Source organism: Campylobacter concisus (assembly GCF_003048595.2).
Lineage (GTDB): Bacteria > Campylobacterota > Campylobacteria > Campylobacterales > Campylobacteraceae > Campylobacter_A > Campylobacter_A concisus_L.
The window spans coordinates 414,829-438,709 of record NZ_CP049270.1 but is presented as its reverse complement, the minus strand read 5'-3'; the positions used below and the strand labels follow the sequence as shown (position 1 = coordinate 438,709).

Below are 23,881 nucleotides of genomic sequence, written 5' to 3'. Positions count from 1 at the left end.
ACTTTTATTTTTCTAAGCCAAGAATTTTTTATGGGCAATTTAAATTTTTAGTGTTTTTATTTGAAACAAAGTTTTGTTTTTGTAATATTACGGCTCATAAAGTTTAAGTAGGGGACAGATCCGAAAGAGCTTTAAAATTTTTAAAGGAGCAACGATGAAAAAGATCGTGTTTTTAATTCTTGGTCTTGCTGCATTTGCATTTGGCGCTGATGGCGAGATGATTAGATCATATTCAGTTATCGCTGGTGGTATTGGCCTTGGCCTTGCAGCCCTTGGTGGCGCTATTGGTATGGGCAATACAGCTGCTGCAACAATTAGCGGAACAGCTAGAAACCCAGGTGTTGGTAGCAAACTTATGACTACAATGTTTATCGCTCTTGCGATGATCGAAGCACAAGTTATCTATGCACTTGTTATTACGCTTATCGTTCTTTACGCAAACCCAATGCTTGGCTAAGCGTAAAGCTTAAATTTGGCCCCTCTTTGGGGCTTTTACTCTTTTTGCGATCATGGTGGAATTGGTAGACACGCTATCTTGAGGGGGTAGTGCCGCTAGGTGTGCGAGTTCGAGTCTCGCTGATCGCACCATCTAATCTTACACTTCAAAATCCAAAATCTTACAAAATTAAAAAAAGGGGAATTTATGCTAGATAAAAAACGTGCTTTAAAACAGCTACAAAATGAAGCAGATGATACCGCTATCTATACGTTACTTGAAGCTAGTGAAAAAAATGAAGAAAATAAAAAAATACTTCGTAAATTAATCACTGAAGAAAAACGACACTATGCTTTTTGCCAAAAGATAACAGGTGAGAGTAGAACTGCAAATTTATTCAAAGTTATCTTCTATACGATACTCGTTAAAATTTTTGGTACATCTTTTACTTTAAAATTTATGGAGTCACGCGAAGAAGACGCAGAGCAATTTTATCTTGGTATTGTTGATGAGTATCCTGAAGCTAGAGATATTTATGAAGAAGAAGTAAATCATGAAAACAATTTAATCTCTATGTTAAAAGATATGAAACTAGTCAATGCCGGTGGCATTGTTCTTGGTATGAATGACGCATTAGTTGAGTTAACTGGCACACTAAGTGGTATCGCTCTAGCTTTTTCAAATACAAAATCAGTTGGCGCAACAGGCCTTATCATGGGTATTGCAGCTGCTCTTTCCATGGCTGGCTCAGCATATCTTGAGTCAAAAGAAAATCCAAGTGACGAGATCAAACCGCTTACCTATTCGCTCTACACAGGTGGTTCATACATCATAACAACGGCGTTTTTGATACTTCCATTTTTCATCTTTTCAAGTGGTCTTTACGCTGTCTTATCGATGTTTTTCTTTGCCTTTATTGCCATTATCACTTACAACTTTTACATAAGCGTGGCAAAAGAGCTTAAATTTTTGCCAAGAGTGATTGAAATGTGTGTGATAACTTTTGGTGTTGCGATCATTTCATTTGGCATTGGCTTTTTAGTTAAGCACTATTTTGGCCTAGATATTTAATCCAAAATTTCATACCAAGTGTAGCTATCGTTTCCAAAATTCCCACTAAATAGTGGCTTTAAATTTAGATCAAGGCTCAAGCTTTTACCATCCTTAAAATTTGAGCTTTGATAGATAAGTAGCCATTTTACGTTTGCTAGCTTGCCATCTTTTGCAAGTTTTAAAAACTCGCCAGCACCTTCAAACATACTAAGTCCTGTTAAGATAAGCTTTTTTTGAATACTAACTTTGCGCCCTGGCACGCTAAAAAGCGGTATAGTTTTATCAAATTTATCACTTCTTGAGTAGATTAAGACATCTGGATTTTTGCCACCACTTACTAGCCTGCTATCAAGCTTTGGGCGATCAACTCGCACTGTGTTGCCGCCGATCACTAGCGTATCTATGATGCTTCTTAGTTTATGGACGTGCGTGCGGCTAAGCTCATTTGTGATGATGCCACCACTTGCTACGCCATTTTTACTAATTGCGATTTTTAAAAAACTAAAACCACCATTTTGATATGCCAAAAATGGTTCAAGCAGCTTATCGCAGCGCTCTTTTAAAACGCCAAATTTAACTTTTATACCAGCGCTTTTAAGCAAATTACTACCACCACTTGCTATTTGATTTTCATCATGACTGCCTATTATCACATCTCTAAAACCAAGCTCTTTTAGTAAATTTGCACAAGGTGGCGTTTTACCATGATGCGAGCAAGGCTCTAGCGTAACGTAAGCTTTTGCATTTTTTAGTAAATTTGAGTGATTTTTTAGTATAAATTCATAGGTAAATTTTGGCTCCAAAAGGCCAAATTCGTCCTCTTTTATATTAGAGCTAAATTTAGCGTTATATGCTTTTATAAAATCATCTTTAAATTTTTCACTTTTTTTGCAAAGCGCAAAGAGTATCGCTGTCGGTTCAGCGTGTAAATATCCAGCTTTTTCATGAGCCTTGCAAGATAAAATTTGCCCATTTTCATCAAGGACAAGGCATCCAACGGCTGGATTTGGATAGGTCAGGATCTGAAATTTCCAAGCCTCGCTTAAAGCAAGACCCATGTAAAATTCGTCGTTCATCCATGCCTCTTTAAAAAACACACCAGCGTTTGCCAGTGTGTTTTCATAAATTTACGACAAGCCGTCAATCTTGCCCTCTGCGTCTATCCTCATATTGACCGCAGCTGGCACTTTTGGAAGTCCTGGCATCAGCATGATCTTACCGCAAACCGCGACGATAAAGCCAGCTCCCGTTCTAATGTCAAGATCTTTTACGCTAAAAGTAAAGCCCTTTGCTCTACCCAAAAGCTTCGCATCGTCACTAAATGAGTACTGAGTTTTTGCGATACAAACTGGCAAATGGCTCAAATTTAGCTCTTTTATCATCTCAAGCTTTTTAAGAGCGGCCTCTTCAAAGACCACCTCGCCAGCTCCATAAATCTCCTTAGCGACCTTTTCTATTTTAGTTTTTGTATCATCGCTCATCTCGTATGTGAAATTTATCTTGCTTGGTTTATCGCACGCTTTTAAAACTAGCTCGGCAAGCTCAAGCGCACCTTTGCCACCTTTTAAGAAATTCTCACAAACAGCCACTTCTACGCCAAGCTCACGGCAATACTCTTTTACGAAATTTATCTCTTCATCGGTGTCAAAGCCAAATTTATTAAGCGCCACAACCACGTTTTGACCAAATTTACCTTTTAAATTCTCGATGTGGCCACCAAGGTTTTCGATACCTTTTTTAAGAGCGTTCATGTCTGGTTTTGTGATCTCGTCTTTATTTGCTTCGCCGTTATATTTTAGCGATCTGATCGTACTTACAAGCACCACAGCGCTTGGTCTGATATCAGCAACCCTGCATTTTATATCTAAAAATTTCTCCGCACCAAGCTCAGAGCCAAAGCCAGCTTCAGTGATGACGTAGTCAGCTAAATTTAGAGCTGTTTTAGTTGCGATAACGGAGTTGCAGCCGTGCGCGATGTTTGCAAATGGGCCACCATGCACGAGTGTAGGTGTGTGCTCTAGTGTTTGAAATAAATTTGGCTTAATTGCATCTTTTAAAAGTATACAAACAGCGTCTTGACAGCCTAGATCACGCACATAGATAGGCTTTTTATCACTATCGTAGGCGACCATAATATTTGCCACGCGCTTTTTTAGATCAGAAAGGCTTGTTGCTAGACAAAGCACAGCCATGATCTCGCTTGCAGCGGTGATATTAAAGCCATCTTCTCTTGGCACGCCATCCGTCCTGCCACCCTGACCCACAGTGATAAACCTAAGCGCGCGGTCGTTCATATCCATACAGCGCTTCCATAAAATTTTCTCGATTTTTAGCGGGTTTTCTTGATAGAGGCTATTATCTATCATCGCTGAAATAAGGTTATTTGCCGATGTTATAGCATGAAAATCGCCAGTGAAGTGTAAATTTAGATCCTCCATCGGCGCAAGCTGCGAGTAGCCGCCACCTGCTGCTCCACCCTTTATACCAAAAACTGGCCCAAGAGATGGCTCACGAAGCGCTAGGCAAACCTTTTTATTAAGCGAATTTAGTGCGTCGGCTAGACCGATAGACATAGTCGTTTTGCCCTCACCGTATGGGGTTGGATTAGTCGCAGTAACCAAGATAAGCTTTGAGTTTGATGGCTCAAGCCTTGGAGAAATTTTTGCCTTATATTTGCCGTAAAGTTCAAGCTCGTCTTCACTTAAGCCTAGTCTTGCAGCAACTTTACTGATGTGTTCTAGTTTCGTTTGGTGAGTTATCTCGATGTCGCTTAGCATTTACCACTCCAAATATGTTTTTGCTTTTTTTATCTCACTGATGTTGATCTCAAAGATTCCCTCTTCGTTTTCAACTGCGATGCCATCTTCGTCTGCTTTTACAAGCCTTCCTGCAAATTTCTCAGCCTCGGTTTGAACTTTAACTAGCTCACCAACGCTCGCTTTAAAGTGAGATGGCTTGCTAAGCTTTCTCTCAAGACCAGGCGAGCTAACCTCTAGGTTATAATCCCCGCTAACTGGCGGTGTCACGTCAAAGATGGGCGAGAGTAGACGGCTTACTTTTTCGCAGTCATCAAGACTCACTCCGCCATTTTTTGTGATGTAAACTCTAAAAATAGTCCTGCCATTTTCATTTGCGATCTCGCTGTCGTAAAGCTCTACACCGCATTCGCGTACTAGTTTGTCTAAATTATCCATTTTTGTTTAAATCCTTTGAAATTTTATCAAACAACTTATCCATATGGTTTTGATACTCTAATCTATCGTCAAATTTAAAGTGAAAATTTGGACATCTATACCAGCCCTCAGCTGCCATGCAGTGGTTTTGCAAATGCCTACAAACTCGCTTTAAATGCCCCAAAATATACTCTTGTTCACGCTCATCAAATGCCATTTTGTCAAGATAAACAAAGGCGTCGTATCTGCCCTTTTTACATTCGACATCAGTGACACAAAGCCCCTTTAAAATACCATCTTCAAGAGTAGCTAGAGCCTCTGGGATGAGCTCTTTTAGCACACTCTCTGTTCTCATACGCTTTATTTCATTAGCGTTCATAGAGTAGCTTTCTCCTTGACTTCTTTGAAGCTTTCGATATAGTCGTTTTCTCTAATGTCATTGAAATTTTCGATACCAACGCCACACTCGTAGCCTTTAGCAACCTCTTTAACGTCATCTTTGAAGCGTTTTAGTGAGCTTACCGAGCCCTCATAAACAACCACACCTTCTCTAATAAGGCGAATTTTTGCCCCTCTGTTTATCGTGCCCTCAGTGACGATACATCCAGCAATAGCACCAACTTTTGGCACATGGATCACTTGGCGAACCTGAGCTTGACCAAGCTGCTCTTCTCTAATTATCGGTGACATTAGTCCGCCCAAGATCGCTTTCACATCGTCAATTAGATTATAAATAACGTTGTAAGTTTTAATCTCAACGCCGCTCTCTTTTGCCTTTTCTTTTATCTCGCCAGTTGGTCTTATGTTAAAACCAAGGATTATACAATCTTCGCTCGCACTAGCAAGTGCTACGTCGCTTTGCGTGATGCCGCCAACACCAGAATGGATGACATTTACTCTGATCTCATCATTTGCTAGTTTTTCTAAGCTTGCTTTTAGTGCCTCAAGTGAGCCACCAACGTCAGCTTTGATGATGACTGGAAGCGTCTTTAACTCACCCTCAGCGATCTTAGCACTAAGCTCATCAATACTAACTTTTGTGCTCTTGCTAAGCTCTTTTTGGCGGATATATTCAGCCTTTTTCTGTGCGTATTCACGAGCCTCTTTATCAGTTTTTACACCTATTAGCGTCTCGCCTGCCTCTGCTATCTCGCTAAGACCTACTATAACACCGCATTCGCCTGGTTTTATATCTTGCAAAGGTTTACCTTGGTCATCAAGTAAGCTTCTTATCTTTCCATATGCAACGCCAGCTACGACAGTATCTCCAACATGAAGTGTGCCATTTTCAACGATAATAGTAGCTACTGGACCACGGCCTTTTTGAAGTGAGCTCTCGATAACAGTTGCTTTTGCATTTGCCTTTGGATTTGCCTTTAGTTCTAGAAGGTCAGCTTGTAAAAGTACGATCTCAAGTAGATCATCTATACCCATGCCTGTTTTTGCAGAGATTGGCACAAATTCATACTTTCCGCCCCACTCTGTTGGCATGACATCAAGCTCAGCAAGACCAGTCTTTACTAGGTCAGGATTTGCCGACTCTTTATCCATTTTATTTATAGCGATGATTATCGGTACGCCAGCGGCTTTTGCGTGGCTAACCGCCTCTTTTGTTTGTGGTTTTACGCCGTCATCTGCCGCAACAACGATGATAACTATATCAGTTACGCCAGCACCCCTTGCACGCATAGCAGTAAACGCTTCGTGACCTGGAGTGTCGATAAATGTGATATTTTTGCCGTTTTTGTTTACCATGTAAGCACCGACATGCTGAGTGATACCACCAGCCTCTCCTGCTGCTACGCGTGATTTTCTTATGTAATCAAGCAATGAAGTTTTACCATGATCAACGTGACCCATAATGGTTATGACTGGTGCTCTTGGCTGTAGATTTTCATCGTCTTTTATCTCTTCTTCATAGGCTGCTACGTAGTCAAATTCTTTTTGATCGTCGATGATATTAACCTCTACATTAAACTCATCGGCCAAAATTTCTATCGCATCTTCATCCAAAAAGTCATTTTTTGTTGTCATCATACCAAGCATAAAAAGCTTACCAATAATCTCACTTGGCTGTTTGTTTAGCTTTTCAGCAAATTCATAAACACGAATTTCTTTTGGAATATTTATAGACGTCACAGCTTCATTGTTTTGTTTATTTTCAGGCTTTTTGTGTTTTTTTCTAGCTCTTCTTTGAATGCCGCCTTCGCCAAATGAATTTATCGTATTGTTGACTGTAGTTCTCATAACATTTGGCTGTTTTGTCTTTTGTACAGGTGCTGGTATTGGGGTTTTAAAACTAAAATCAGGAAGAACGACTACATCTTCATCTTCTAGTACGATGTCACCAAAATCACTTCCACCAAGCAGGTCCATCTTCTGGGCGCTATCCTTTTTACTTGCAACAACTACTTTTTTATCTTTTTTCTTTTTCTTAGCTAAATTTTCATCACTTGCTGAAAACATACTTTTAAAATCGCTTATATTAGCTATGCTTGGTTCAGGCTTTTTCTCTTCTTTTGTAGCAATTGGCGCCTCATAATCTTTTTTCTTTTTTACTATCACAAGACCACGTCTTTTTTGAGTCACATCAGCCAAGCTCTCTTTTGGTCTTGGAGCTTCGACTTGTTTTTGCTCTACTTTGATTTCTTCTTTTTTAGGTTCAATTTTTTGTTTTTCTTCTAAAATTTGTGCCTCTTTCTTAGGCTCAGCTTTTACCGACTTTGACTCAGTTTTAGTAGTAGCTTTTTTAGGTTCACTTTTTTGTTTTTCTTCTTTTTTTACTGACTCTTTTTCTACTTCTTTTTTAGGCTCTTTTTTTGGTTTAGGTTCACTCTTTTTCTTTTTAAATTTATCTGGTATCACACCAGTTTGAACATATTCATATATAGCTTCGGCCTCTTCAAGGCTAACTGCATTTGAGTGAGTTTTGACTTTTAATCCTAACTCTTGAGCTTTTTCTACTATCTCTTTACTTGGATAGCCAAGCTCGTTTGCGATCTCTGAAATCCTAACATTGCTCATTTAAGAGTATCTCCTTTAACTTAGGTGCATCACAAATAAAAGCACCTTTAGTTTGTTTATCAATTATTTTTTTTAAAATTTTTATATCTTTTTGCATACATTTGTCGCACAGATAAAAGCTACGACCATTTCCTTTGCCATGCTCTAAATTTTTACCTACCAAGCGGTATCTTTTTAGCAAGCTCTGAGAAATTTTAATTTTACAAGCGACACATGTCCTTACAGGATTGTTTTTGTTCATTATATCTTTTTAAACTTGTTTTTAGCTTTGCGTAATTTCGTATCCATCGTTATCAAATGAAAAAACCTCAGCCCTAAAATCACTAAATTTACTCTTTAAAATATCTTGTAAATTTTTAGCATCATCTTTGTAAGCGATATTTAAAAAGCTTGAGCCTGAGCCTGAAAGCGTACTCATTAAAGCACCATTTTCATAAGCTACTTTTCTAACTTCAAAAAGTTCTTCTAAAGTGTGCATTCTACGCTCTTCATGCATCAAATCTTTGCTTGCTATTTTTAAGAGGTCATACTTTTTTTCATAAAAACAAGATGTTAAAAAAGCAGCATGAGATAAGTTATTTACACACTCTTTCATCGTATAGTTCTTTGGTAAAATTTGTCTCGACGAGGATGTACTCATCGGTTTATTTGGGATGACAACTACTGCTTTTATCTCATCACTTAAATTTATTTTATTTGCGTAAACATTACCATTTTTTACGATTGCGCTGATAAATCCACCGTGAACTGCTGGCGAGATATTATCAGGATGGGTTTCATAGATGATAGCTTTATTTAAAACTGCCTCTTTACTTGCCTTAAAGCCAGCCATTTCGTAGGCTGAAGCAATGGCTCCAACGATAACAGCGGAGCTACTGCCAAGCCCCCTTGAAAATGGGATATTATTTTCAAAAACGACTCTAAAATTTTCATTTTTACCAGTTAGCTCAAAAAAAATTTCATTAAAAATACTTAAGAATATATTATTTCTCTTTAAATTTACACTTTCACTGCCTTCGCCGTTTATCGATACTGAGCTAAATTTTGCTGGCTCGATTTTCACGCTATTAAAAAGCTTCAGACTAAGCCCCAAAGCATCGAAACCAGGACCCAAATTTGCACTTGTTGCAGGCACTAAGATATTCAAAATTTCTCCTAAACTGCTTGGATGATATAATCTGGAAGTGTATCTGAATTTAGTTTTAATTCATCTAAATTTAAAGGCAAAATAAATCCTACTGGCCCTACTTTTTCAAGTAAAATTTTGCCATCTTTTAAAACAAAGCTTAAATTTTTATTTGCTCTGATCGCTTGGCTGCCATTTAAGCTAAAGCCGCTAACCGCATAAAATTCGCAACCCTTTGCTAAAGAGAAAGTCTTTAAAATGACATAGGCCACCTTTAGCCCCATAAAGCTTCCTGGCGTATTTGCATAGATAATTTTTGTGATATTAAATTTAGAGGATAAATTTTCTAAGATTTTTATCAAAGCTTCACTGACATGTTCATCAGTCATAATTTCATCAAATTTTACGCCGTCTTTATAAACTCCAACCAAGAGCGGAGTCGATAAAGAGACAACTAAAATTTCAATATTTTCTATGCAAATACCTTTTGATACTCTTTTAAAAGTTCGCCATTTAGAGTTGCGATCTCGTAGCTTTTCTCATCGGCCATCAAAGCAAGAGTTAATTTGTGATTTAGATCGTGACTTCCAGCAAATGCTGTATAATCGCCCAATAAAGGCGCTCCAAGCAAGCTTAAATCACCAATCGCATCTAAAATTTTGTGCCTTACAAACTCATTTTCAAATCTCAAACCTTCTGGATTTAGAATATGCGTATCATCGATTGCCACGGCATTATCAAGTGATGCACCAAGGGCTAAATTTTGAGCTTGTAAACGTTGTAAATCTTTTAAAAAGCCAAAAGTTCTAGCACGAGCTATATTTTTTATAAAAGAGCTTTTACTAAAATCAAAAACATATCTTTGTTCACCAATAACTGGATGATCAAATTTTATCGTATAGTCAAATTTTGGACTTCTTGAAGGTGAAGTTCGTACAAATTTAGAACCCTCAACGACTTCAACTTCGCGCCTAACAAGAATTACTTTTTTGCCAGCATCAAGATATCTTATGCCAGCTTCATCAAGTAGCATGCAAAAGCTTATTGCACTGCCATCCATCACTGGAATTTCATTTGCATCAACAGAGATTCTAATATTATCAATGCCATAACCATTTATGGCTGACATCAGGTGTTCGATCGTACTAATAAAGCCCTTTTCGTTACCAACAACGGTTGCCATTTGCGTATTTATAACATTTTTAGGTTCAGCTTTAAAACTAATACCAAGATCTTCGCGGTGCAAAATAATACCAGAATTTGCATCAAGAGGTTCTAGTATAAGTCTTATCGGCTCACCTTTATGAAGCCCTATACCAACGGTCTCAACGCGTCTTGCGATAGTAGTTTGTTTCAAGAATTTTCCTTATATTTTTAATGCGCTTATGATAGCACTAAAAAATCAATTTTGCAAATTTTTAGTTCTTGTCTATCATCGCTTTTGCAGCATCTAAGACACTTGTGATATTGTCTTTTATCCACTTTTTGTCCATCCATTGTTGTGGTCTTACCTCTTCGCCTTGAACCAAAATTCCAAAGTGAAGGTGATCGCCAAGTGCAAGACCACTAGTTCCAGTAGTACCTATCTGATCGCCAGCTGCCACCATATCGCCCTCTTTTACTCTAGCGCTTGAGCAGTGTCCATAAAGCGAATAAAGCCCAAATCCATGATCGATCACAATATTTAATCCATAAATTCCATTTTCAGATGCTAGTACGACACGACCAGCATTACTAGCTATTATAGGAGCTGCTGCCACACTTGCAAAGTCTATTCCCATATGCCAAGATTCGCTTACTTGCTCGTTATTATATGTGTAGTATCGGTGATCGGCGAAGTCAGCCACTTTTTTACCATTTCTTAGTGGATAAAATGGTGTCACACTAAAGTCAGTTAACATCTCATCACCAGGATTTGTAGTAAGTGCTGTTATTTTTTCTTCGTTTGAATTTCTAAGCGTTTCATTGACAAATCTCATTTTCTCAAGTCTTGAAAGTGCACTTGGATCTTTTGCATATTGATCAGTTAGATCAACTATCTTACCATCTAAAAATCTATCATTTAATGCAATAGTTGAAGTTTTATACTTTACATTTTCGTAAAAATATCTGACATGTGACTTGCTTTCATTGCCTGCAAAGTCTCTTGCAATGACCTCAGCACTAAAATTTTCAACCTGAACTGGCCAAGCAACGAGTGCTGCATAAAAGCCCTCTTTATAAAATGGGACAGCTTTAAATTTCTTACCAAAATTTGTCTGCACATAAACCTCTTTTAGCTGATTATCAGTCGCTCTAAAGACCACAACCGCACTACCACCTTTTGAGATAGAATAAGACTGCGAAAGCACGTAAAGATCAGGCTTTGAAGTATCAAGCACCACTTCAACCTTTTTACTAGCTTTATTGCCAGTAAAAAAACTCCATTTGCTAGTATCTACAGCTTCGATATTCATCTCATAGGTATCTTTTTGAGCAAAAAAGCCAGTCTTTGGAAAGGTTAAATTTACATCAAGCTCAGTACTTGGATTTTGTATGATTTGATTTAACAAATTTAGATCATTTTTCCCATCATTCATACTAATTCGTACAAATTTTATACCACTATCGTCTTTAAATTTGATATTCATTGGGGTTCTAAGATTCCAATAAACTTTATCAGCAACACCGATTATCGGTTCATTTCGCTCAAAATCTTTTGACATCAAAGCATAGCCAAAACCACCGGCTAAGATTAAAATTAGCAAAAGCACAACAATACCAAAACCGCCAATTCCACGTCTATACATATATTTTTACCTTAAATTCAATTTGCAAAATTTTACACGTAAATCAATAAATTTTTAGTTAATTACAAAATTTCTCTTACAGCTCTAGCATCGCTCATCCATGCAAAAAGCTCATCCCAGCGTTCATCTTTGATGAGATCTTTGCACAAATTTAGCTCTTTTTCAAACATATTTATGGCTTCAACAACATTATTTTTATTTTGCTTAAAAATATCGCTCCACATAAAAGGCGAACTCTTTGCGACACGTATCATGCCCTTAAATGTAGGTCCGCCAAGCGCTACGATGTGTCTTTTGTCTTCCTCTTTTAAAATCCCACTAGCAAGCGAAAACGCAATAGCATGCGGCAAATGCGAAATAAGACCCACGTGATGATCATGCTCTTTCGCACTCATAAAAATGATTTTCATACCAAGGCAAGAAAATAGCTCAACGCTTCTTTTGACATGCTTTTCTGAACTTTCTGCAAAGTCACAAACGATAACAGTTGCTCCTGTGTAAAGTGATTTAAAGGCAGCCTCTGGACCAGAATACTCAGTACCTGCCATTGGATGAGCTGGGATGAAATTTTTACGAATTTTTTCTGGCACAGCTTCTATTATCTTTTGTTTGGTTGAGCCAAAATCAATGATAGTTGTATCTTCGCTAATATCGGTTAAATTTTGCACGATGCTCACGATAGCCTCGACTGGCACAGCCAAAAAGATGATGTCACACTTCTTTTTCATCTCGTCAATGCTTAAAATTTCATGCACCAAGCCAAGCTCTAAGGCCTTTTTGCTATGATTTTCATCTTTGTCATATCCACTAACACAAGAGATTAATTTTTCATCTTTTAATGCTAGCCCAAGTGAGCCACCCATAAGACCAAGTCCGATGATACCTATTTTCATAAAAAACCTTCAAAATTATAAAATTTAAATTTATTAAAAATAAAATATGATATTATACGCATTTATACTAAAACTCTAGGTTAAATTTAATGAAAAAGAAATTATTTTTATTAGCATTAGCTTTCAGCGGCCTAAGTGCACAAACAATCCAGTCAATAAATTTTAAAGGCCTAATTCACCTTTCGCCTGAAGTAGCAAGCCAAATAATGGGCTTAAAAGTCGGTCAGGATCTGACTCCAAAGCTTAGCGATAAGGCGATCACAAATTTATACAAACAAAATTATTTCGACGATATCTACATAGAAGATACAGGCAATGGCAATCTTTTAGTAGCTGTAAAAGAGAAGCCAAGTGTTGCGAGAGTTGATCTAAAAGGTGTTGTAACAAATGATAAAACTGCGATCGAGTCGCTAATCAACATCAAACCAGGCAATATGTATGATGAGCTTACAATAGAAAAAACTAAAGAGAGAATTCGTCAGTATTATGAGTCAAAGGGTTATTTTGATACCGTTGTAGACGTAGAAAAACAACCAGTTGCAGATAACGACAGCTCACTTTTTATAACACTCAACATAAACCGCGGCGAAAATATGATAATCAAAAATGTAAATTTAGTCGGGGCAAAAGAATTTGACTATGACGATATCGAGCCAGTAGTTGCAAACAAAAGTAGAGAATTTATGGGCTGGCTTTGGGGCAGAAACGACGGAAAAGTTAAACTTTTTGAACTTGAAAACGACCCAGCAAGGATTCAAGATAAATATTTTCAAAAAGGTTATCTAGATGCGACAGTTTCATCACCTTACCTAAATGCGTCATTTGATAACTACACAGCTGATCTTACATACTACATCCACGAGGGCGAGCCTTATAAGGTTTCAAATGTAAGCATCACAGCACCTGAAGAGCTAGGACTTGATACTAAAAAGATCATAGATGACTTTAGACTTGAGGCTGGCGATACGATGAACTCAGCAAGGCTTCGCCAAGATATGAAAAAGCTCGATGATATGGTTGCTGATAAAGGTTATGCATTTGTAAAAGTCTATCCAAAGACTGATAAATTTGATGAAAATAAAACTGTCGATATTGACTATGAAGTCGATCCTGGAGAAAAAGTATATATAAGAAATGTTCAAATTTCAGGAAACGATAGGACTGTTGACCGCGTTGTAAGACGCGAACTTTATCTAACTGAAGGAAATTTATATAGTAGAACCGACCTTCAAGACTCAAAAGATGCGCTAAAAAGAACAAGCTACTTTGACGATGTCGAGATAGAAGAAGATCCAGTCGATAAAAATACAGTCGATCTAAAAGTAAAAGTAAAAGAAGCCTCAACTGGCTCAATAAGCGGCGGTATCGGATACGGCAGCAGTGACGGACTACTACTAAATGCAGCACTTTCTGATACAAATATCTTTGGCTCTGGTCTTCAAGGACAAGTAAGCGTAGATAAGAGCGACAGAGAGCTTTCAGGCCAGATAAGTCTTACAAACCCAAGAATTTTTGACTCAGAGTATAGCCTTGGTGGAACACTTTACGCAAATGACTATGACTGGAGAACATATAAAGAGAGAAGCTACGGCTTTAGCACAACACTTGGTAGAAAATTAACTAGAAATTTAAGTGCATCACTTACTTATAATATCGAGCAAAGTAAAGTTACTCTAAAAGATGATGAGCTAAAAAATATCAACGAAAAAACTGGAAAAGAAATTTATAGAGAAGGCAAGGCTATAAAAAGCGCTATAACTCCGGCTTTAACATATAATAGCACCGATGATTATTACTTGCCAAGACGTGGCATCATAGCTAGTACATCATTTGAGATAGCTGGACTTGGTGGCGATATAGACTTTATCAAAAATCGCACAAATTTCAACTATTATCTAGGTCTTAGAGAATACATCGACTACGATCTTATCTTAAGATACAAAGCAAGCTTTGGCAAAATTTGGGAAAGAGGATATACTCCAATCAACGAAAGACTTTACCTTGGTGGTATAAGAAGCTTACGTGGTTACGAGAGTAGAACCGTATCTCCAAAGGTAAAATATAATGGCGACTACTACGAATATGGTGGCGAAACTTCGTTTAATAATTCAGCTGAAATAAGCTTCCCTATAATAGATCGTGTCAAAATGCGTGGTGTTGTATTTTATGACTACGGCATGATCGGTGAGAATAGCCTAAATGAGATAAAAAGATCTTCAGTTGGAACCGGCATAGAATGGATAACTCCTATTGGACCACTTCAACTAATCTTTGCAAAAGCTCTTAAACCTAAAGAGGGCGATGATACAAATACATTTGAATTTACTATCGGAAGACGCTTCTAACAAGATATTTTTTAAAGGGGCCAACTTACCCCTTTAAACCTCTACAAATAAACAAACTTTAAGTCATATAAGAAAAAGCAAGGCAAACATTAGATATAATCCCACAATTTTTAATATAAGTGGGTAAAAATATGAATTTCTCAGATATTTTTTCAAAGATAAGAAAAGCTCAACCTCGTCCAGAAGAAGCGCCTACACACTGGGTAAAATGCGACAATTGTCACTCACTGATGTACTACAAAGAAGTTGAAGCTTGTTTTAATGTATGTCCGAAATGTGGCTATCATATGAGATTAAAAGCTACCGATCGTATAAATTTAATCTGTGATGAAGATAGCTTTGTAGAATTTGACGCGAATTTAAAACCGGTAGATCCACTAAATTTTGTTGATAAAAAATCATACAAAAAAAGAATCACAGAAAATAAAGAAAAAACAGGACGCACAAGCTCAGTGATATGTGGCGAAGGTAAATGCGACGGACAAGAGATCCAGCTAGTTGTTTTTGACTTTGGCTTCATGGGTGGTTCGCTAGCTTCAGTTGAGGGTGAAAAGATCGTAAGAGCGATAAAACGAGCAATAGAAAAATGCCAAGCTTTAGTCATAGTGAGTGCTTCAGGTGGAGCTAGAATGCAAGAGAGTACATTCTCTTTGATGCAAATGTCAAAGACATCAGCTGCTTTAAAACTACTCGATGAAGCAAAGTTACCTTATATCTCAATACTTACTGATCCGACGATGGGTGGTGTTAGTGCCTCTTTTGCTTGGCTTGGAGATCTAATAATCGCTGAACCTGGCGCATTGATAGGCTTTGCTGGTCAAAGGGTCATCAAACAAACCATTGGTGCTGACCTTCCAGAGGGATTTCAAAGAGCCGAGTTTTTATTAGAACATGGCTTAATCGATGCTATTGTGCCAAGAAGCGAACATAAAAAATATATAAGCGATATGGTTAAATTTCTCACAAATAATAAGACAATACATCAAAAAGATAACCAAGATGAGAGTGGAAACAACTTTGAACTAAAGCTAAAAACCAAAGGCTAAATTTGGAAATTTCAGTTTTTAGCATTCAAAAATCATCACGTGACAACTTTGAAAACGAAATACAAGAATATATAAAAATGAGTACAAAATTTGCCAAGATAAACGATAAAGTCTTTTTCAATGAAAAAATAGCAAAAGCTCAAAGTATTGGCAGAAGCGATGCGCTAAGAGCTTATGATGAAATTTACGAGCCAAATTTAAAAGGATTTTGCGTAATACTTGATGAAAATGGTTTGCAACTTGACAGCCAAGAATTTGCACAAATTTTAAACTCAAATTCACAAATTAACTTTTTCATAGGTGGAGCTTATGGCCTTAGCCAAAATTTAAAAAATAAAGCACAAAAAGTCGTAAGTTTGAGCAAGATGACGATGGCGCATAAGGTTGCCAAGCTTGTACTTTTTGAGCAAATTTTTAGAGCACTTTGCATAAATGCAAACCATCCATATCACAAATAAAGGAATATAAATGACACAAACTGAGCTAAATTTTTTTAAAAAATTACTTGAAGAAAGAAAATTACAGATCAAAAAAAATATCTATGATTCATCTGTTGAAGTAAATGGCTTAAGAGATAGTGGTGTAAGCGATGAGTTTGATATAGCTTCAGTGAATACAGACCAGCTAATAGAGCATTCGATCTCGACACAACAAAGAGCGGAGCTATCAGAGATAGATGAAGCACTAGAGAAGATAGCAAATAAAACTTATGGAATTTGTGATATGTGCGAAGAGGAGATCAGCATACCGCGACTAAAGGTAAAACCGCATGCAAAATACTGCATAACTTGCCGTGAAATAATCGAAAAAACAGCAAAAAACTAAGGAGAAAATATGAAAACTAGAAAATTTCTCGTCTATTGCATAATCTATATAGTAGTTGTTGCAGGACTTGCTTATTCTCTTAATAGTTCTGATTACACATTTGAGCTTTTAGGCCAAACTATAACTTTGCCAATTGCTATTTGGGTCGCTCTTCCAGTAGCTGTTTTAGCACTTCTTGCTCTACTTCATATCGCTTATCATGGATATGCTTTTTATAGATATAAAAAATGGATCAAAAAAGATAGCCAGCTTTATAAAGATTTAGCCAAAGAGACACTTCTTGGCTTTGAGAGCAACAAAGACTTTAAAACCGATACTTACAAGATCGCCTCACAGCTTACTCGTTCTATCTCACCAGTAGGCGAGCTTAAAGATGTCGGTGTAGATGATGCCGAGATAAACAATATCTTACAAACTATAAAAAGTATAAAAAATAAAGAGATTGTCGATCTAAAGAAATTTAGACTAGCAAAAGATAGCAAGTTAAATATCCTAAATGAGCTAAATAAAATCGAGCAACTACCTACTTACTATCTTGACATACTTAAAAATCAAGATCAAAACGAGAGCCTTAAAAAAGCCGCATTTGATAAACTCATAAAAGTAGCTTCTTTTAGCGAGATCAAAAGATTAAATTTTGAACTAGCGAGTGAAGATATAATGCTTATTATTACCCGCTTTGTAAATGACGAGATCGATCTAAGCAGTGATGAAATTTTTGATCTTTTAAACAACGCAAAAGTGACAAAAGCACAATACGACAAAGTAGCTATAATGCTTAAAAATAAGCTAAAACCAGATGCATTTATCGGCATCTTTGAGAAGCTAAAAAGCATCCATGCTGACGCTGATGAGGCTTACGTATATGCGCTATTTGAGCTTCAGATGCTTGATAAAGTAAGAGAGGCTATCGAAGGTAGCGACCCAGATGAGTTTAAAGAGATAAAGGTCTTGCTGTTTTTACGAGATAACGGCAAAATGGTGCCTAGCTCACTATTTTTTAAATGATAGACTTTAGCAAAAAGCCACTTTTCTTAGCACCTCTTGCTGGCTTTTCTGACTTGCCACTAAGAAGCGTAGTTAAAAAATTTGGCTGTGATGTCACTATTAGCGAAATGATCAGTGCAAACGCCTTGGTCTATGAGAGCAGTGAAAAAACGTTTGAAATGATTAAAAAATCCTCAAACGAAGAGCCTTATATCGTTCAAATAGCTGGTAATGACACAGAAAATATAAAAAAAGCTGTGCAAATCATCAATAAATTTGATGGAATTTATGGGCTCGATCTAAACTGTGGCTGCCCCGTACCAAAGGTCGTTAGACAAGGAGCGGGTTCTGCTTTACTAAACGATCTTAACAAACTTCAAAATATAATCTCAGCCATAAAAAGCGTCTCAAACAAAGAGAGCCTAAGTGTTAAATTTAGACTTGGCTTTAACGATAAAAATGAAGAAAAGATAGCAAAAGCCTGCGAAGAAGCCGGCGCAGACTACATCGCAGTGCATGGGCGTACAAGAGCTGGCGGATACAGTGCAAAGGTTGATTACGAAGCGATCGCTAGAGTAAAGGCTAGTGTAAAAATTCCAGTCGTCGCAAATGGTGATATAAATGCACAAAATGCAGATGAAATTTTAAACCTTACAAAGTGTGACGCCCTAATGATCGGCAGAGCAAGCATAGGCAATCCTTGGATATTTCACGAGATAAAGACCAAAAGTAGCGTGGATAAGGCGCTAAAACAAAAGATCATCCTAGCTCACTTTGATGCGATGATTGAGCACTACGGTGAGCACGGACTTTGCATATTTAGAAAACACTTACATCAATACAGCAAAGGCATCGACGGTGCAACAACCTTTAGAAACAATATAAATTTCATCAAAGATGTGACAGCGATGAGAGAGCGTATAAGGGAGTTTTTTGCCTAGATGCAAGGCTATATCCTGCGCGTGCAAAAGGTCAGAGACGAGGACCTTTTAGTCTTTGTGCTAACGCCAAATTTGCTCGTAAAGTCATATAGATTTTTTGGCGCACGCCACTCAAATATCATGACCGGCTACAAGATCGACTTTGAGCTAGAGCAAGAGGCAAAATTTCTACCAAAGCTTAGAAGCATACTTCATCTTGGCTTTAAATGGCTGCTAGAGCGCGACAAACTCATTATTTGGCAGCAGTTCATGCGCCTACTTTATGATCATCTAAAAGAGGTCGAGCAGCTCGATGAAATTTATTTTAACGAGCTTGATCGCTGCGCCAAACAGATGCAGCTACAAAATCCAAAGCGCCTTATCATCGAAAGCTACGCTAAAATTTTAGAGTATGAAGGTAGGCTTCACAGCGAGCTTGAGTGCTTTATCTGCGATGAGGAGATAGAAAACGAGCTTTGCCTAACTCGTGGCTTTTTGCCCTCTCATAAGCACTGCCTTGACAGGAGCGAATTTGACACTAGCAAGATCAAAAATTTGTTTGATACAAAAAGCACGATCGAGCTAAATGACGATGAGATAAACCGACTTTATAAAATTTTACTTGATGGACTTTAGGCTATAGCTTGCTATTTTAAATAGCTATTTCTTAATGTTTAAAACACATGACTATTTTTTTAAGCTTAAATTTTCTAAGTTATAAAATTATAACCAAAGGCAAAAATTTTTAAAAAGAAGATTAAAATAGAAATATTTATAGCTTGCTTTTTGGGATTAGTCCCAAAAAGCAAGTAAAATTTTACTCTTCACTACTGCTATTGAGAGCAAAAAAAGTATCAGTATGGATATTTTCAAATGCTGCTTTTAGCGAAGTAAAAAGTTTTGGATTTTCTTTTTCTAAAGTCGCTAAAAGCTGTTTGGTTTCATATCTAGCATGCGGCATCTTTACGTCAAATCTCATTGCAGGACATGCTTCATCACCGATAACTCTTAATTCATTTTTGATAGCATTTTCGCGAAGCTGTCTCTCGCGAACGAAGATAAATGGCCTAATAATCGTGATACCATTTTTTGCAGTATATTTTGGAGCAAGCGTCCTTAGTGCACCATTATATGTAAAGTTCATAAAAAAGCTCTCCACTGCATCGTCTAAATGATGAGCAATCGCAAGTTTATTAAAACCATGCTTTAAGGCGTAAGTATAAAGATAACCTCTTCTCATACGAGAAAAGAAACTACAAAAACTAGAATTCTTACGGATTTTCTCTTTTGAAATTTCAAAGATTGAGCTATCTATTACTTCATGCTCTATTCCGTGCTCATTGCAATGCTTCGTAAGATAAGCGTAGTCCTCACCCATGCCGTAGCTTAGTGTTACTGCTTTAAACTCAAATTTCTCAGGTGTGACGTTTTGGATATGCTTTAGTACGTGAGCGAGTGCGAGGCTATCTTTACCACCGCTAAGACCAAGCAAGATCTTATCTCCGCCCTCTATCATCTTGTATCTGGCATTTGTCTGACCAACTTGCCTAAGAAGCCTTTTACTAAGCTCTATCATAAATTTTCTACCATTTCAAGTATAAATTTTGCACTAACATTTGCTGAATCTTGCAAAAATTTATCAAAGTCAAACTCTGCTGCATCACCAGCTCCATCGCTGATAGCTCTTAGTATAAAAAATGGCACACCAAGTGTTTCGCAAACTAGTGCAACGCTAGCACCTTCCATCTCGGTAACGCTCGCATTAAATATCTTTTTAATCCAAACTTTCTTTTCATTATCGCAGATAAACTGATCTCCGGTTGCAATAATACCAGCACTTAAGCTCATATCTTTTTTATCAGCTATCTTTTTTGCCAGTTCATTTAGCCCTTCATCGCTTTTGACAAAAATACTTGTGCCTGGCACATAGCCATAAGGATGGCCAAAAGCCGTAATATCAAGATCATGTTGTACTAAGCTAGTAGCATAAAGCATATCGCCTATTTTTAAACTCTCATCAAGAGAGCCAGCTACGCCGGTAAAGAGTAACTTTGAGGCCTTAAATTTTTCTACCATTAAAGTTGCTGTTATAGCTGCATTTACTTTGCCTATCTTTGAATAGGCAATGACTAGCTCTTTTCCTTTATAGTTTGCTAAGTAAAATTTATTATTTGCATATTGAATAGTTTTATATTCACCGACCATTTCAAGGATCGGCGTTATCTCTTCTTGCATAGCTCCTAGTATCGCTATCATCTCTCCTCCAAAATTTTCACAACTTCTTCAAGACTTGCCATATCAGTAATACTATAAGTTGGCTTTTCAGTAATTTTTTTATTGATGCCCTTTAACGTCGCAGCACCAAGCTCGATAAAACAATCAACATCATTTTCATAGTTTTTAATGCTTTGTTTATAGCAAACTGGTTTTATTAGCTGCTCTTTTAGTAGGACTAGTGCTTCGCTTTTATCGGTATAAATTTTAGCATTTACATTTGAGACAACTGGAGAAAATTTGGTAGCCAAAGTACTCTCAAGCTCGCTTGCCAGCCTAACACTAGCTGGTTCAAGTATCGGACAATGGCTTGCCACCGACATATTTAAAAGCATTGCTCTTTTTGCGCCAGCTTCTTTAAATTTTGTTTCATAGCTAGCAAGATCAGCTCTTACACCAGCGACAACGATTTGTCCATCGCAGTTGTAGTTTGCAGCATAATTTTGTAAACCTTCTTCTCTTGCTTTTTTACAAATTTCTTCAACCACTTCATCACTAAGTCCAAGAACTACCATCATGCCAGCATCTTTGCCAACGCAGGCTTCTTGCATAAATTTACCACGTAAATTCACAAGCCTAATCGCATCAATAAAATTAAATGCTCCACTAACTGCAAGAGCGGTAAATTCTCCAAGTGAGTGCCCAAGACTAAATTCTGGTTTTTCTTTAATAAAATTTGAAAAAGCCAAATAAGTCATTAGCGAGTTTAAGACGATAGCTGGCTGAGTAAATTCTGTTTTATCTAACTTATCGTTTTGTGTAAATAAAAGCTCTTTGTAATCAATGCCAGTGTCATTACAAGCATCATTTAAAAGTAACTTAGCAGTAGAAAAATTTTCGTAAAAGTCTTTTCCCATACCAATACTTTGCGAGCCTTGGCCCGCAAAAACAAAAGCAAATTTTTTCATTTTAGCTTCTTAGTGATGGTGATGTCCATGTCCACCGCAACCGCAACCACCATCCTCGTGTCCGTGTCCATGCCCGTGTCCATGACCCCCGCAGCACTCATGCTCATGATCGTGATCGTGATCGTGACCACCGCAACCGCAAGTATGAGCCCCAGCCACCATGCCTGTTGCTTTTTCATCTTCTGTCGCATCTCTAACTTCTAAAACTTCAACATTAAATAGTAAATCTTTACCAGCATATGGATGATTAAAATCAACTGTCACTTCATCATCTCTGATCTCTTTAACAATAACACGAACGCTTGAGCCATCCTCATTTTGACCAAAAAGTTCCATTCCTTCATGCAAATCTATACCAGCAAATTGCTCTTTTGGTAACGACTGAATGGCTTCATTATTATATTCACCACAACCCTCTGCTGCCTTTACACTTATAGTTGCTCTTTCGCCTGATTTTAATTTGCTTACTTCTTCTTCAAGCTTTTCTATAATATGGCCATGCCCTGTTATAAATGAAATTTGGCCACCTTCTTGCATGTTTGACTCTAAAATTTCACCAGTGTTAGCATCTTTTAGTTCGTAAAACATAGTTATAACTTGATCTTTACTCACAATAATCTCCTTAGATTTGGTTTTTTGATTAATGTGGGATTATATCTAAAAAAGATTAAAATTTAGTTTCTATTGGGAGAGGCTTTGGCTTCTTTGCTATCTGGATAACCGACTTTTAAAGCCTTATAAAATCTATTTGCACTTTGCGTATCACCTATCTTATCAAAGCTTATAGCTGTGTGATATAGAAGTTTTGGTGTATAGTCAGCCTTATCTTCGTCCTGTATGCTTTTTTTGTAGTATTGTATAGCTGTGCTGTATGATTTTTGACTGTAAGCAACTTCACCTAAATAATAATTTGTTGCACCAGTTTTATAGCCTTTTTTATTTAAATATTCAAAATATTCAGCTGCTTCTGTGCTATTGCCAGAATTTAAAAGTTTAATGCCATCAGCCAAAATATCTTTATCGCTTTTTCCACTAAAATTTGAAGTTGGCTTATTTTGTTGTTTTTGATTTGCATTTTGCTTTGGTTGGGCAGCATTTTTATCCATTATTGCACCTAATTTATTTAAGGCAGCAGTAATATTTTTGTAGTTTTTGTCTTGTATATCTCTAGTTTCATCAACATAAGCCTTTAGTGATGTCAAACTTACACCAGAATCACTTATGCCACCATTTACCTTCGTCTCTATATCATTTATTCTTTGCTCAAGCTTATTCATTCTAGCACTCATGCTTTCAAACAAGCTTTGCAAACCTTGAAGTTGTTCTAAAACACTATTCATATTCTCTTCAATATTTTGAACACTTCGCTTATTATTTAAGGTAACTTTTTCATTGTCAGTTAGACCATATGGATTCGCACTATCCATATTGCCAGCATCAAAAGCTGAAATCTCTTGGCCAAGGGTAGCGGAGATAGTGGCTCCAATCAGAGCCACTATAATTGATTTTTTGTTCATTATTATTTAATTATAAATTATGGAAGTACTTTGAAATCTGCACGTCTATTTTGAGCATCGCAAGCTTTTGTTTTATCTGTGCAAACTGGATTGCTTTCGCCAAAGCTAACTACAGCGATTCTATCAGCACTAACGCCATTTCTTACAAGAGCATCTTTAGCACTTTTAGCACGTTTTAAACCAAGAGCATAGTTATACTCATCTGTACCCCACTCATCGCAGTTACCTTCTACTTTTATAGAAAGAGCTTGGGCGTCAGCTTGGTTGAATACTGATGCATTTGAGCTAACAACACCTTGTTGATCAGCTTTTATGTTAAATTTATCAAAGTCGAAGTATACACTTTTAACTTGACTCTCGATATTAGCAATAAGAGCTGCTAATCTATCAGCATCGCTCATGCTACCTGAATTGTCTGCAGATTGATTTGAATTTGAATTCATATCAACTTCAGGGTTTTTTGAGCTACAACCGCTCAACAATAAAGTTGCAACTGCAACACTTGCTAGAACTACTTTTTTCATTCCTTATCCTTTTTTAGAAATTTGGTCGAATTATATCACAA

The 23,881-nt window shown here is 37.2% G+C and carries 26 protein-coding genes and 1 tRNA gene; 10 read left to right on the top strand and 17 right to left on the bottom strand.

What is annotated here, in order from left to right; all coding sequences use genetic code 11:
- The first annotated feature begins 154 nt into the window (after positions 1–154).
- The 3 genes from CVT15_RS02195 to CVT15_RS02185 all read left to right on the top strand — a co-directional run bounded on the left by CVT15_RS02195 (position 155) and on the right by CVT15_RS02185 (position 1,507).
- A complete protein-coding gene (locus CVT15_RS02195; protein WP_004317263.1) occupies positions 155–457 on the top strand; it encodes a F0F1 ATP synthase subunit C in 303 nt (100 codons plus the stop codon).
- Between the two features lie 46 nt (positions 458–503).
- Positions 504–588 (top strand) — tRNA-Leu (locus tag CVT15_RS02190).
- A gap of 55 nt (positions 589–643) precedes the next feature.
- Entirely contained in the window at positions 644–1,507 is an 864-nt protein-coding gene (locus CVT15_RS02185) for a VIT1/CCC1 transporter family protein (RefSeq protein WP_103576892.1), read from the top strand.
- Here the strand turns inward: CVT15_RS02185 and ribD are convergent.
- The 11 genes from ribD to CVT15_RS02130 all read right to left on the bottom strand — a co-directional run bounded on the left by ribD (position 1,504) and on the right by CVT15_RS02130 (position 12,494).
- On the bottom strand, positions 1,504–2,565 hold the full coding sequence (ribD, locus tag CVT15_RS02180; RefSeq protein WP_103576893.1) for a bifunctional diaminohydroxyphosphoribosylaminopyrimidine deaminase/5-amino-6-(5-phosphoribosylamino)uracil reductase RibD: 1,062 nt from the start codon (positions 2,563–2,565) through the stop codon (positions 1,504–1,506). The two genes, CVT15_RS02185 and ribD, sit on opposite strands and share 4 nt — an antisense overlap.
- A 51-nt stretch (positions 2,566–2,616) precedes the next feature.
- A complete protein-coding gene (locus CVT15_RS02175) occupies positions 2,617–4,266 on the bottom strand; it encodes a formate--tetrahydrofolate ligase (protein WP_103576894.1) in 1,650 nt (549 codons plus the stop codon).
- Entirely contained in the window at positions 4,267–4,683 is a 417-nt protein-coding gene (rimP, locus tag CVT15_RS02170; RefSeq protein ID WP_103576895.1) for a ribosome maturation factor RimP, read from the bottom strand.
- Positions 4,676–5,041 carry a 30S ribosome-binding factor RbfA gene (rbfA, locus tag CVT15_RS02165; protein ID WP_084108756.1) on the bottom strand — a complete coding sequence of 122 codons (366 nt, stop codon included), beginning with the start codon at positions 5,039–5,041 and terminating at the stop codon, positions 4,676–4,678. Before rbfA ends, rimP begins: the two co-directional genes overlap by 8 nt.
- Positions 5,038–7,686, bottom strand: a complete 2,649-nt coding sequence (gene infB, locus CVT15_RS02160; protein WP_087585527.1) for a translation initiation factor IF-2 — start codon at positions 7,684–7,686, stop codon at positions 5,038–5,040. Before infB ends, rbfA begins: the two co-directional genes overlap by 4 nt.
- Positions 7,673–7,849, bottom strand: a complete 177-nt coding sequence (locus CVT15_RS02155) for a hypothetical protein (protein ID WP_223154486.1) — start codon at positions 7,847–7,849, stop codon at positions 7,673–7,675. The genes infB and CVT15_RS02155 overlap by 14 nt, the downstream gene beginning before the upstream one ends.
- A gap of 99 nt (positions 7,850–7,948) precedes the next feature.
- Positions 7,949–8,833: a homoserine kinase gene (gene thrB / locus CVT15_RS02150; RefSeq protein WP_087585526.1), complete on the bottom strand. Its 885-nt coding sequence runs from the start codon at positions 8,831–8,833 to the stop codon at positions 7,949–7,951.
- An 8-nt stretch (positions 8,834–8,841) separates the two neighbouring features.
- Positions 8,842–9,201, bottom strand: a complete 360-nt coding sequence (locus tag CVT15_RS02145; RefSeq protein WP_087585590.1) for a glycoprotease — start codon at positions 9,199–9,201, stop codon at positions 8,842–8,844.
- 83 nt (positions 9,202–9,284) lie between these two features.
- Complete coding sequence (gene lpxC, locus CVT15_RS02140) at positions 9,285–10,169, bottom strand: UDP-3-O-acyl-N-acetylglucosamine deacetylase (protein ID WP_103576896.1); 885 nt, start codon at positions 10,167–10,169, stop codon at positions 9,285–9,287.
- Between the two features lie 61 nt (positions 10,170–10,230).
- Complete coding sequence (locus CVT15_RS02135; protein WP_103576897.1) at positions 10,231–11,601, bottom strand: M23 family metallopeptidase; 1,371 nt, start codon at positions 11,599–11,601, stop codon at positions 10,231–10,233.
- A 62-nt stretch (positions 11,602–11,663) separates the two neighbouring features.
- Positions 11,664–12,494, bottom strand: a complete 831-nt coding sequence (locus CVT15_RS02130) for a prephenate dehydrogenase (RefSeq protein ID WP_087585523.1) — start codon at positions 12,492–12,494, stop codon at positions 11,664–11,666.
- An 89-nt stretch (positions 12,495–12,583) separates the two neighbouring features.
- On the opposite strand from CVT15_RS02130, the gene bamA reads away from it, so the two are divergent.
- The 7 genes from bamA (at position 12,584) to recO (ending at position 19,253) form a co-directional block, all read left to right on the top strand.
- A complete protein-coding gene (bamA, locus tag CVT15_RS02125) occupies positions 12,584–14,839 on the top strand; it encodes an outer membrane protein assembly factor BamA (protein ID WP_103576898.1) in 2,256 nt (751 codons plus the stop codon).
- Between the two features lie 131 nt (positions 14,840–14,970).
- The gene (gene accD / locus CVT15_RS02120; RefSeq protein WP_103576913.1) at positions 14,971–15,885 is read left to right on the top strand and encodes an acetyl-CoA carboxylase, carboxyltransferase subunit beta; all 915 of its coding nucleotides are present in this window, start codon (positions 14,971–14,973) and stop codon (positions 15,883–15,885) included.
- Positions 15,886–15,887: 2 nt separating this feature from the next.
- The gene (locus CVT15_RS02115; protein ID WP_103576899.1) at positions 15,888–16,343 is read left to right on the top strand and encodes a 23S rRNA (pseudouridine(1915)-N(3))-methyltransferase RlmH; all 456 of its coding nucleotides are present in this window, start codon (positions 15,888–15,890) and stop codon (positions 16,341–16,343) included.
- A gap of 10 nt (positions 16,344–16,353) precedes the next feature.
- On the top strand, positions 16,354–16,710 hold the full coding sequence (dksA, locus tag CVT15_RS02110) for an RNA polymerase-binding protein DksA (protein ID WP_035167251.1): 357 nt from the start codon (positions 16,354–16,356) through the stop codon (positions 16,708–16,710).
- A 9-nt stretch (positions 16,711–16,719) separates the two neighbouring features.
- Positions 16,720–17,718 carry a uroporphyrinogen III synthase HEM4 gene (locus tag CVT15_RS02105; protein WP_103576900.1) on the top strand — a complete coding sequence of 333 codons (999 nt, stop codon included), beginning with the start codon at positions 16,720–16,722 and terminating at the stop codon, positions 17,716–17,718.
- Complete coding sequence (locus CVT15_RS02100; protein WP_103576901.1) at positions 17,715–18,638, top strand: tRNA dihydrouridine synthase; 924 nt, start codon at positions 17,715–17,717, stop codon at positions 18,636–18,638. The genes CVT15_RS02105 and CVT15_RS02100 overlap by 4 nt, the downstream gene beginning before the upstream one ends.
- The gene (gene recO / locus CVT15_RS02095) at positions 18,639–19,253 is read left to right on the top strand and encodes a recombination protein RecO (RefSeq protein WP_087585518.1); all 615 of its coding nucleotides are present in this window, start codon (positions 18,639–18,641) and stop codon (positions 19,251–19,253) included. It abuts the gene before it with no gap.
- A 181-nt stretch (positions 19,254–19,434) separates the two neighbouring features.
- Here the strand turns inward: recO and CVT15_RS02090 are convergent, their stop codons facing one another.
- The 6 genes from CVT15_RS02090 to CVT15_RS02065 are packed head-to-tail and all read right to left on the bottom strand — an operon-like array spanning position 19,435 to position 23,840.
- Positions 19,435–20,193, bottom strand: a complete 759-nt coding sequence (locus CVT15_RS02090; RefSeq protein WP_103576902.1) for a tRNA 2-thiocytidine biosynthesis TtcA family protein — start codon at positions 20,191–20,193, stop codon at positions 19,435–19,437.
- Entirely contained in the window at positions 20,190–20,873 is a 684-nt protein-coding gene (locus CVT15_RS02085) for a 5'-methylthioadenosine/adenosylhomocysteine nucleosidase (protein WP_103576903.1), read from the bottom strand. Before CVT15_RS02085 ends, CVT15_RS02090 begins: the two co-directional genes overlap by 4 nt.
- Entirely contained in the window at positions 20,870–21,799 is a 930-nt protein-coding gene (fabD, locus tag CVT15_RS02080) for an ACP S-malonyltransferase (protein WP_103576904.1), read from the bottom strand. The genes CVT15_RS02085 and fabD overlap by 4 nt, the downstream gene beginning before the upstream one ends.
- Positions 21,800–21,808: 9 nt before the next feature.
- Positions 21,809–22,417 (bottom strand): FKBP-type peptidyl-prolyl cis-trans isomerase, encoded by a 609-nt coding sequence (locus CVT15_RS02075; RefSeq protein WP_230853982.1) that lies wholly within the window; start codon positions 22,415–22,417, stop codon positions 21,809–21,811.
- Positions 22,418–22,473: 56 nt separating this feature from the next.
- Positions 22,474–23,316: a tetratricopeptide repeat protein gene (locus CVT15_RS02070; RefSeq protein WP_087585513.1), complete on the bottom strand. Its 843-nt coding sequence runs from the start codon at positions 23,314–23,316 to the stop codon at positions 22,474–22,476.
- 17 nt (positions 23,317–23,333) lie between these two features.
- Positions 23,334–23,840, bottom strand: a complete 507-nt coding sequence (locus CVT15_RS02065; RefSeq protein ID WP_021090913.1) for an OmpA family protein — start codon at positions 23,838–23,840, stop codon at positions 23,334–23,336.
- Positions 23,841–23,881 lie beyond the last annotated feature (41 nt).

Excerpts from the sequence above, each read along its gene's own strand:
- CVT15_RS02195 (WP_004317263.1), top strand. The coding sequence starts at position 155 with ATGAAAAAGATCGTGTTTTTAATTCTTGGTCTTGCTGCATTTGCATTT.
- CVT15_RS02185 (WP_103576892.1), top strand. The coding sequence starts at position 644 with ATGCTAGATAAAAAACGTGCTTTAAAACAGCTACAAAATGAAGCAGAT.
- ribD (WP_103576893.1), bottom strand. The coding sequence starts at position 2,565 with ATGAACGACGAATTTTACATGGGTCTTGCTTTAAGCGAGGCTTGGAAA.
- CVT15_RS02175 (WP_103576894.1), bottom strand. The coding sequence starts at position 4,266 with ATGCTAAGCGACATCGAGATAACTCACCAAACGAAACTAGAACACATC.
- rimP (WP_103576895.1), bottom strand. The coding sequence starts at position 4,683 with ATGGATAATTTAGACAAACTAGTACGCGAATGCGGTGTAGAGCTTTAC.
- rbfA (WP_084108756.1), bottom strand. The coding sequence starts at position 5,041 with ATGAACGCTAATGAAATAAAGCGTATGAGAACAGAGAGTGTGCTAAAA.
- infB (WP_087585527.1), bottom strand. The coding sequence starts at position 7,686 with ATGAGCAATGTTAGGATTTCAGAGATCGCAAACGAGCTTGGCTATCCA.
- CVT15_RS02145 (WP_087585590.1), bottom strand. The coding sequence starts at position 9,201 with ATGACTGATGAACATGTCAGTGAAGCTTTGATAAAAATCTTAGAAAAT.
- CVT15_RS02135 (WP_103576897.1), bottom strand. The coding sequence starts at position 11,601 with ATGTATAGACGTGGAATTGGCGGTTTTGGTATTGTTGTGCTTTTGCTA.
- CVT15_RS02130 (WP_087585523.1), bottom strand. The coding sequence starts at position 12,494 with ATGAAAATAGGTATCATCGGACTTGGTCTTATGGGTGGCTCACTTGGG.
- bamA (WP_103576898.1), top strand. The coding sequence starts at position 12,584 with ATGAAAAAGAAATTATTTTTATTAGCATTAGCTTTCAGCGGCCTAAGT.
- accD (WP_103576913.1), top strand. The coding sequence starts at position 14,971 with ATGAATTTCTCAGATATTTTTTCAAAGATAAGAAAAGCTCAACCTCGT.
- dksA (WP_035167251.1), top strand. The coding sequence starts at position 16,354 with ATGACACAAACTGAGCTAAATTTTTTTAAAAAATTACTTGAAGAAAGA.
- CVT15_RS02105 (WP_103576900.1), top strand. The coding sequence starts at position 16,720 with ATGAAAACTAGAAAATTTCTCGTCTATTGCATAATCTATATAGTAGTT.
- CVT15_RS02100 (WP_103576901.1), top strand. The coding sequence starts at position 17,715 with ATGATAGACTTTAGCAAAAAGCCACTTTTCTTAGCACCTCTTGCTGGC.
- recO (WP_087585518.1), top strand. The coding sequence starts at position 18,639 with ATGCAAGGCTATATCCTGCGCGTGCAAAAGGTCAGAGACGAGGACCTT.
- CVT15_RS02090 (WP_103576902.1), bottom strand. The coding sequence starts at position 20,193 with ATGATAGAGCTTAGTAAAAGGCTTCTTAGGCAAGTTGGTCAGACAAAT.
- CVT15_RS02085 (WP_103576903.1), bottom strand. The coding sequence starts at position 20,873 with ATGATAGCGATACTAGGAGCTATGCAAGAAGAGATAACGCCGATCCTT.
- fabD (WP_103576904.1), bottom strand. The coding sequence starts at position 21,799 with ATGAAAAAATTTGCTTTTGTTTTTGCGGGCCAAGGCTCGCAAAGTATT.
- CVT15_RS02070 (WP_087585513.1), bottom strand. The coding sequence starts at position 23,316 with ATGAACAAAAAATCAATTATAGTGGCTCTGATTGGAGCCACTATCTCC.
- CVT15_RS02065 (WP_021090913.1), bottom strand. The coding sequence starts at position 23,840 with ATGAAAAAAGTAGTTCTAGCAAGTGTTGCAGTTGCAACTTTATTGTTG.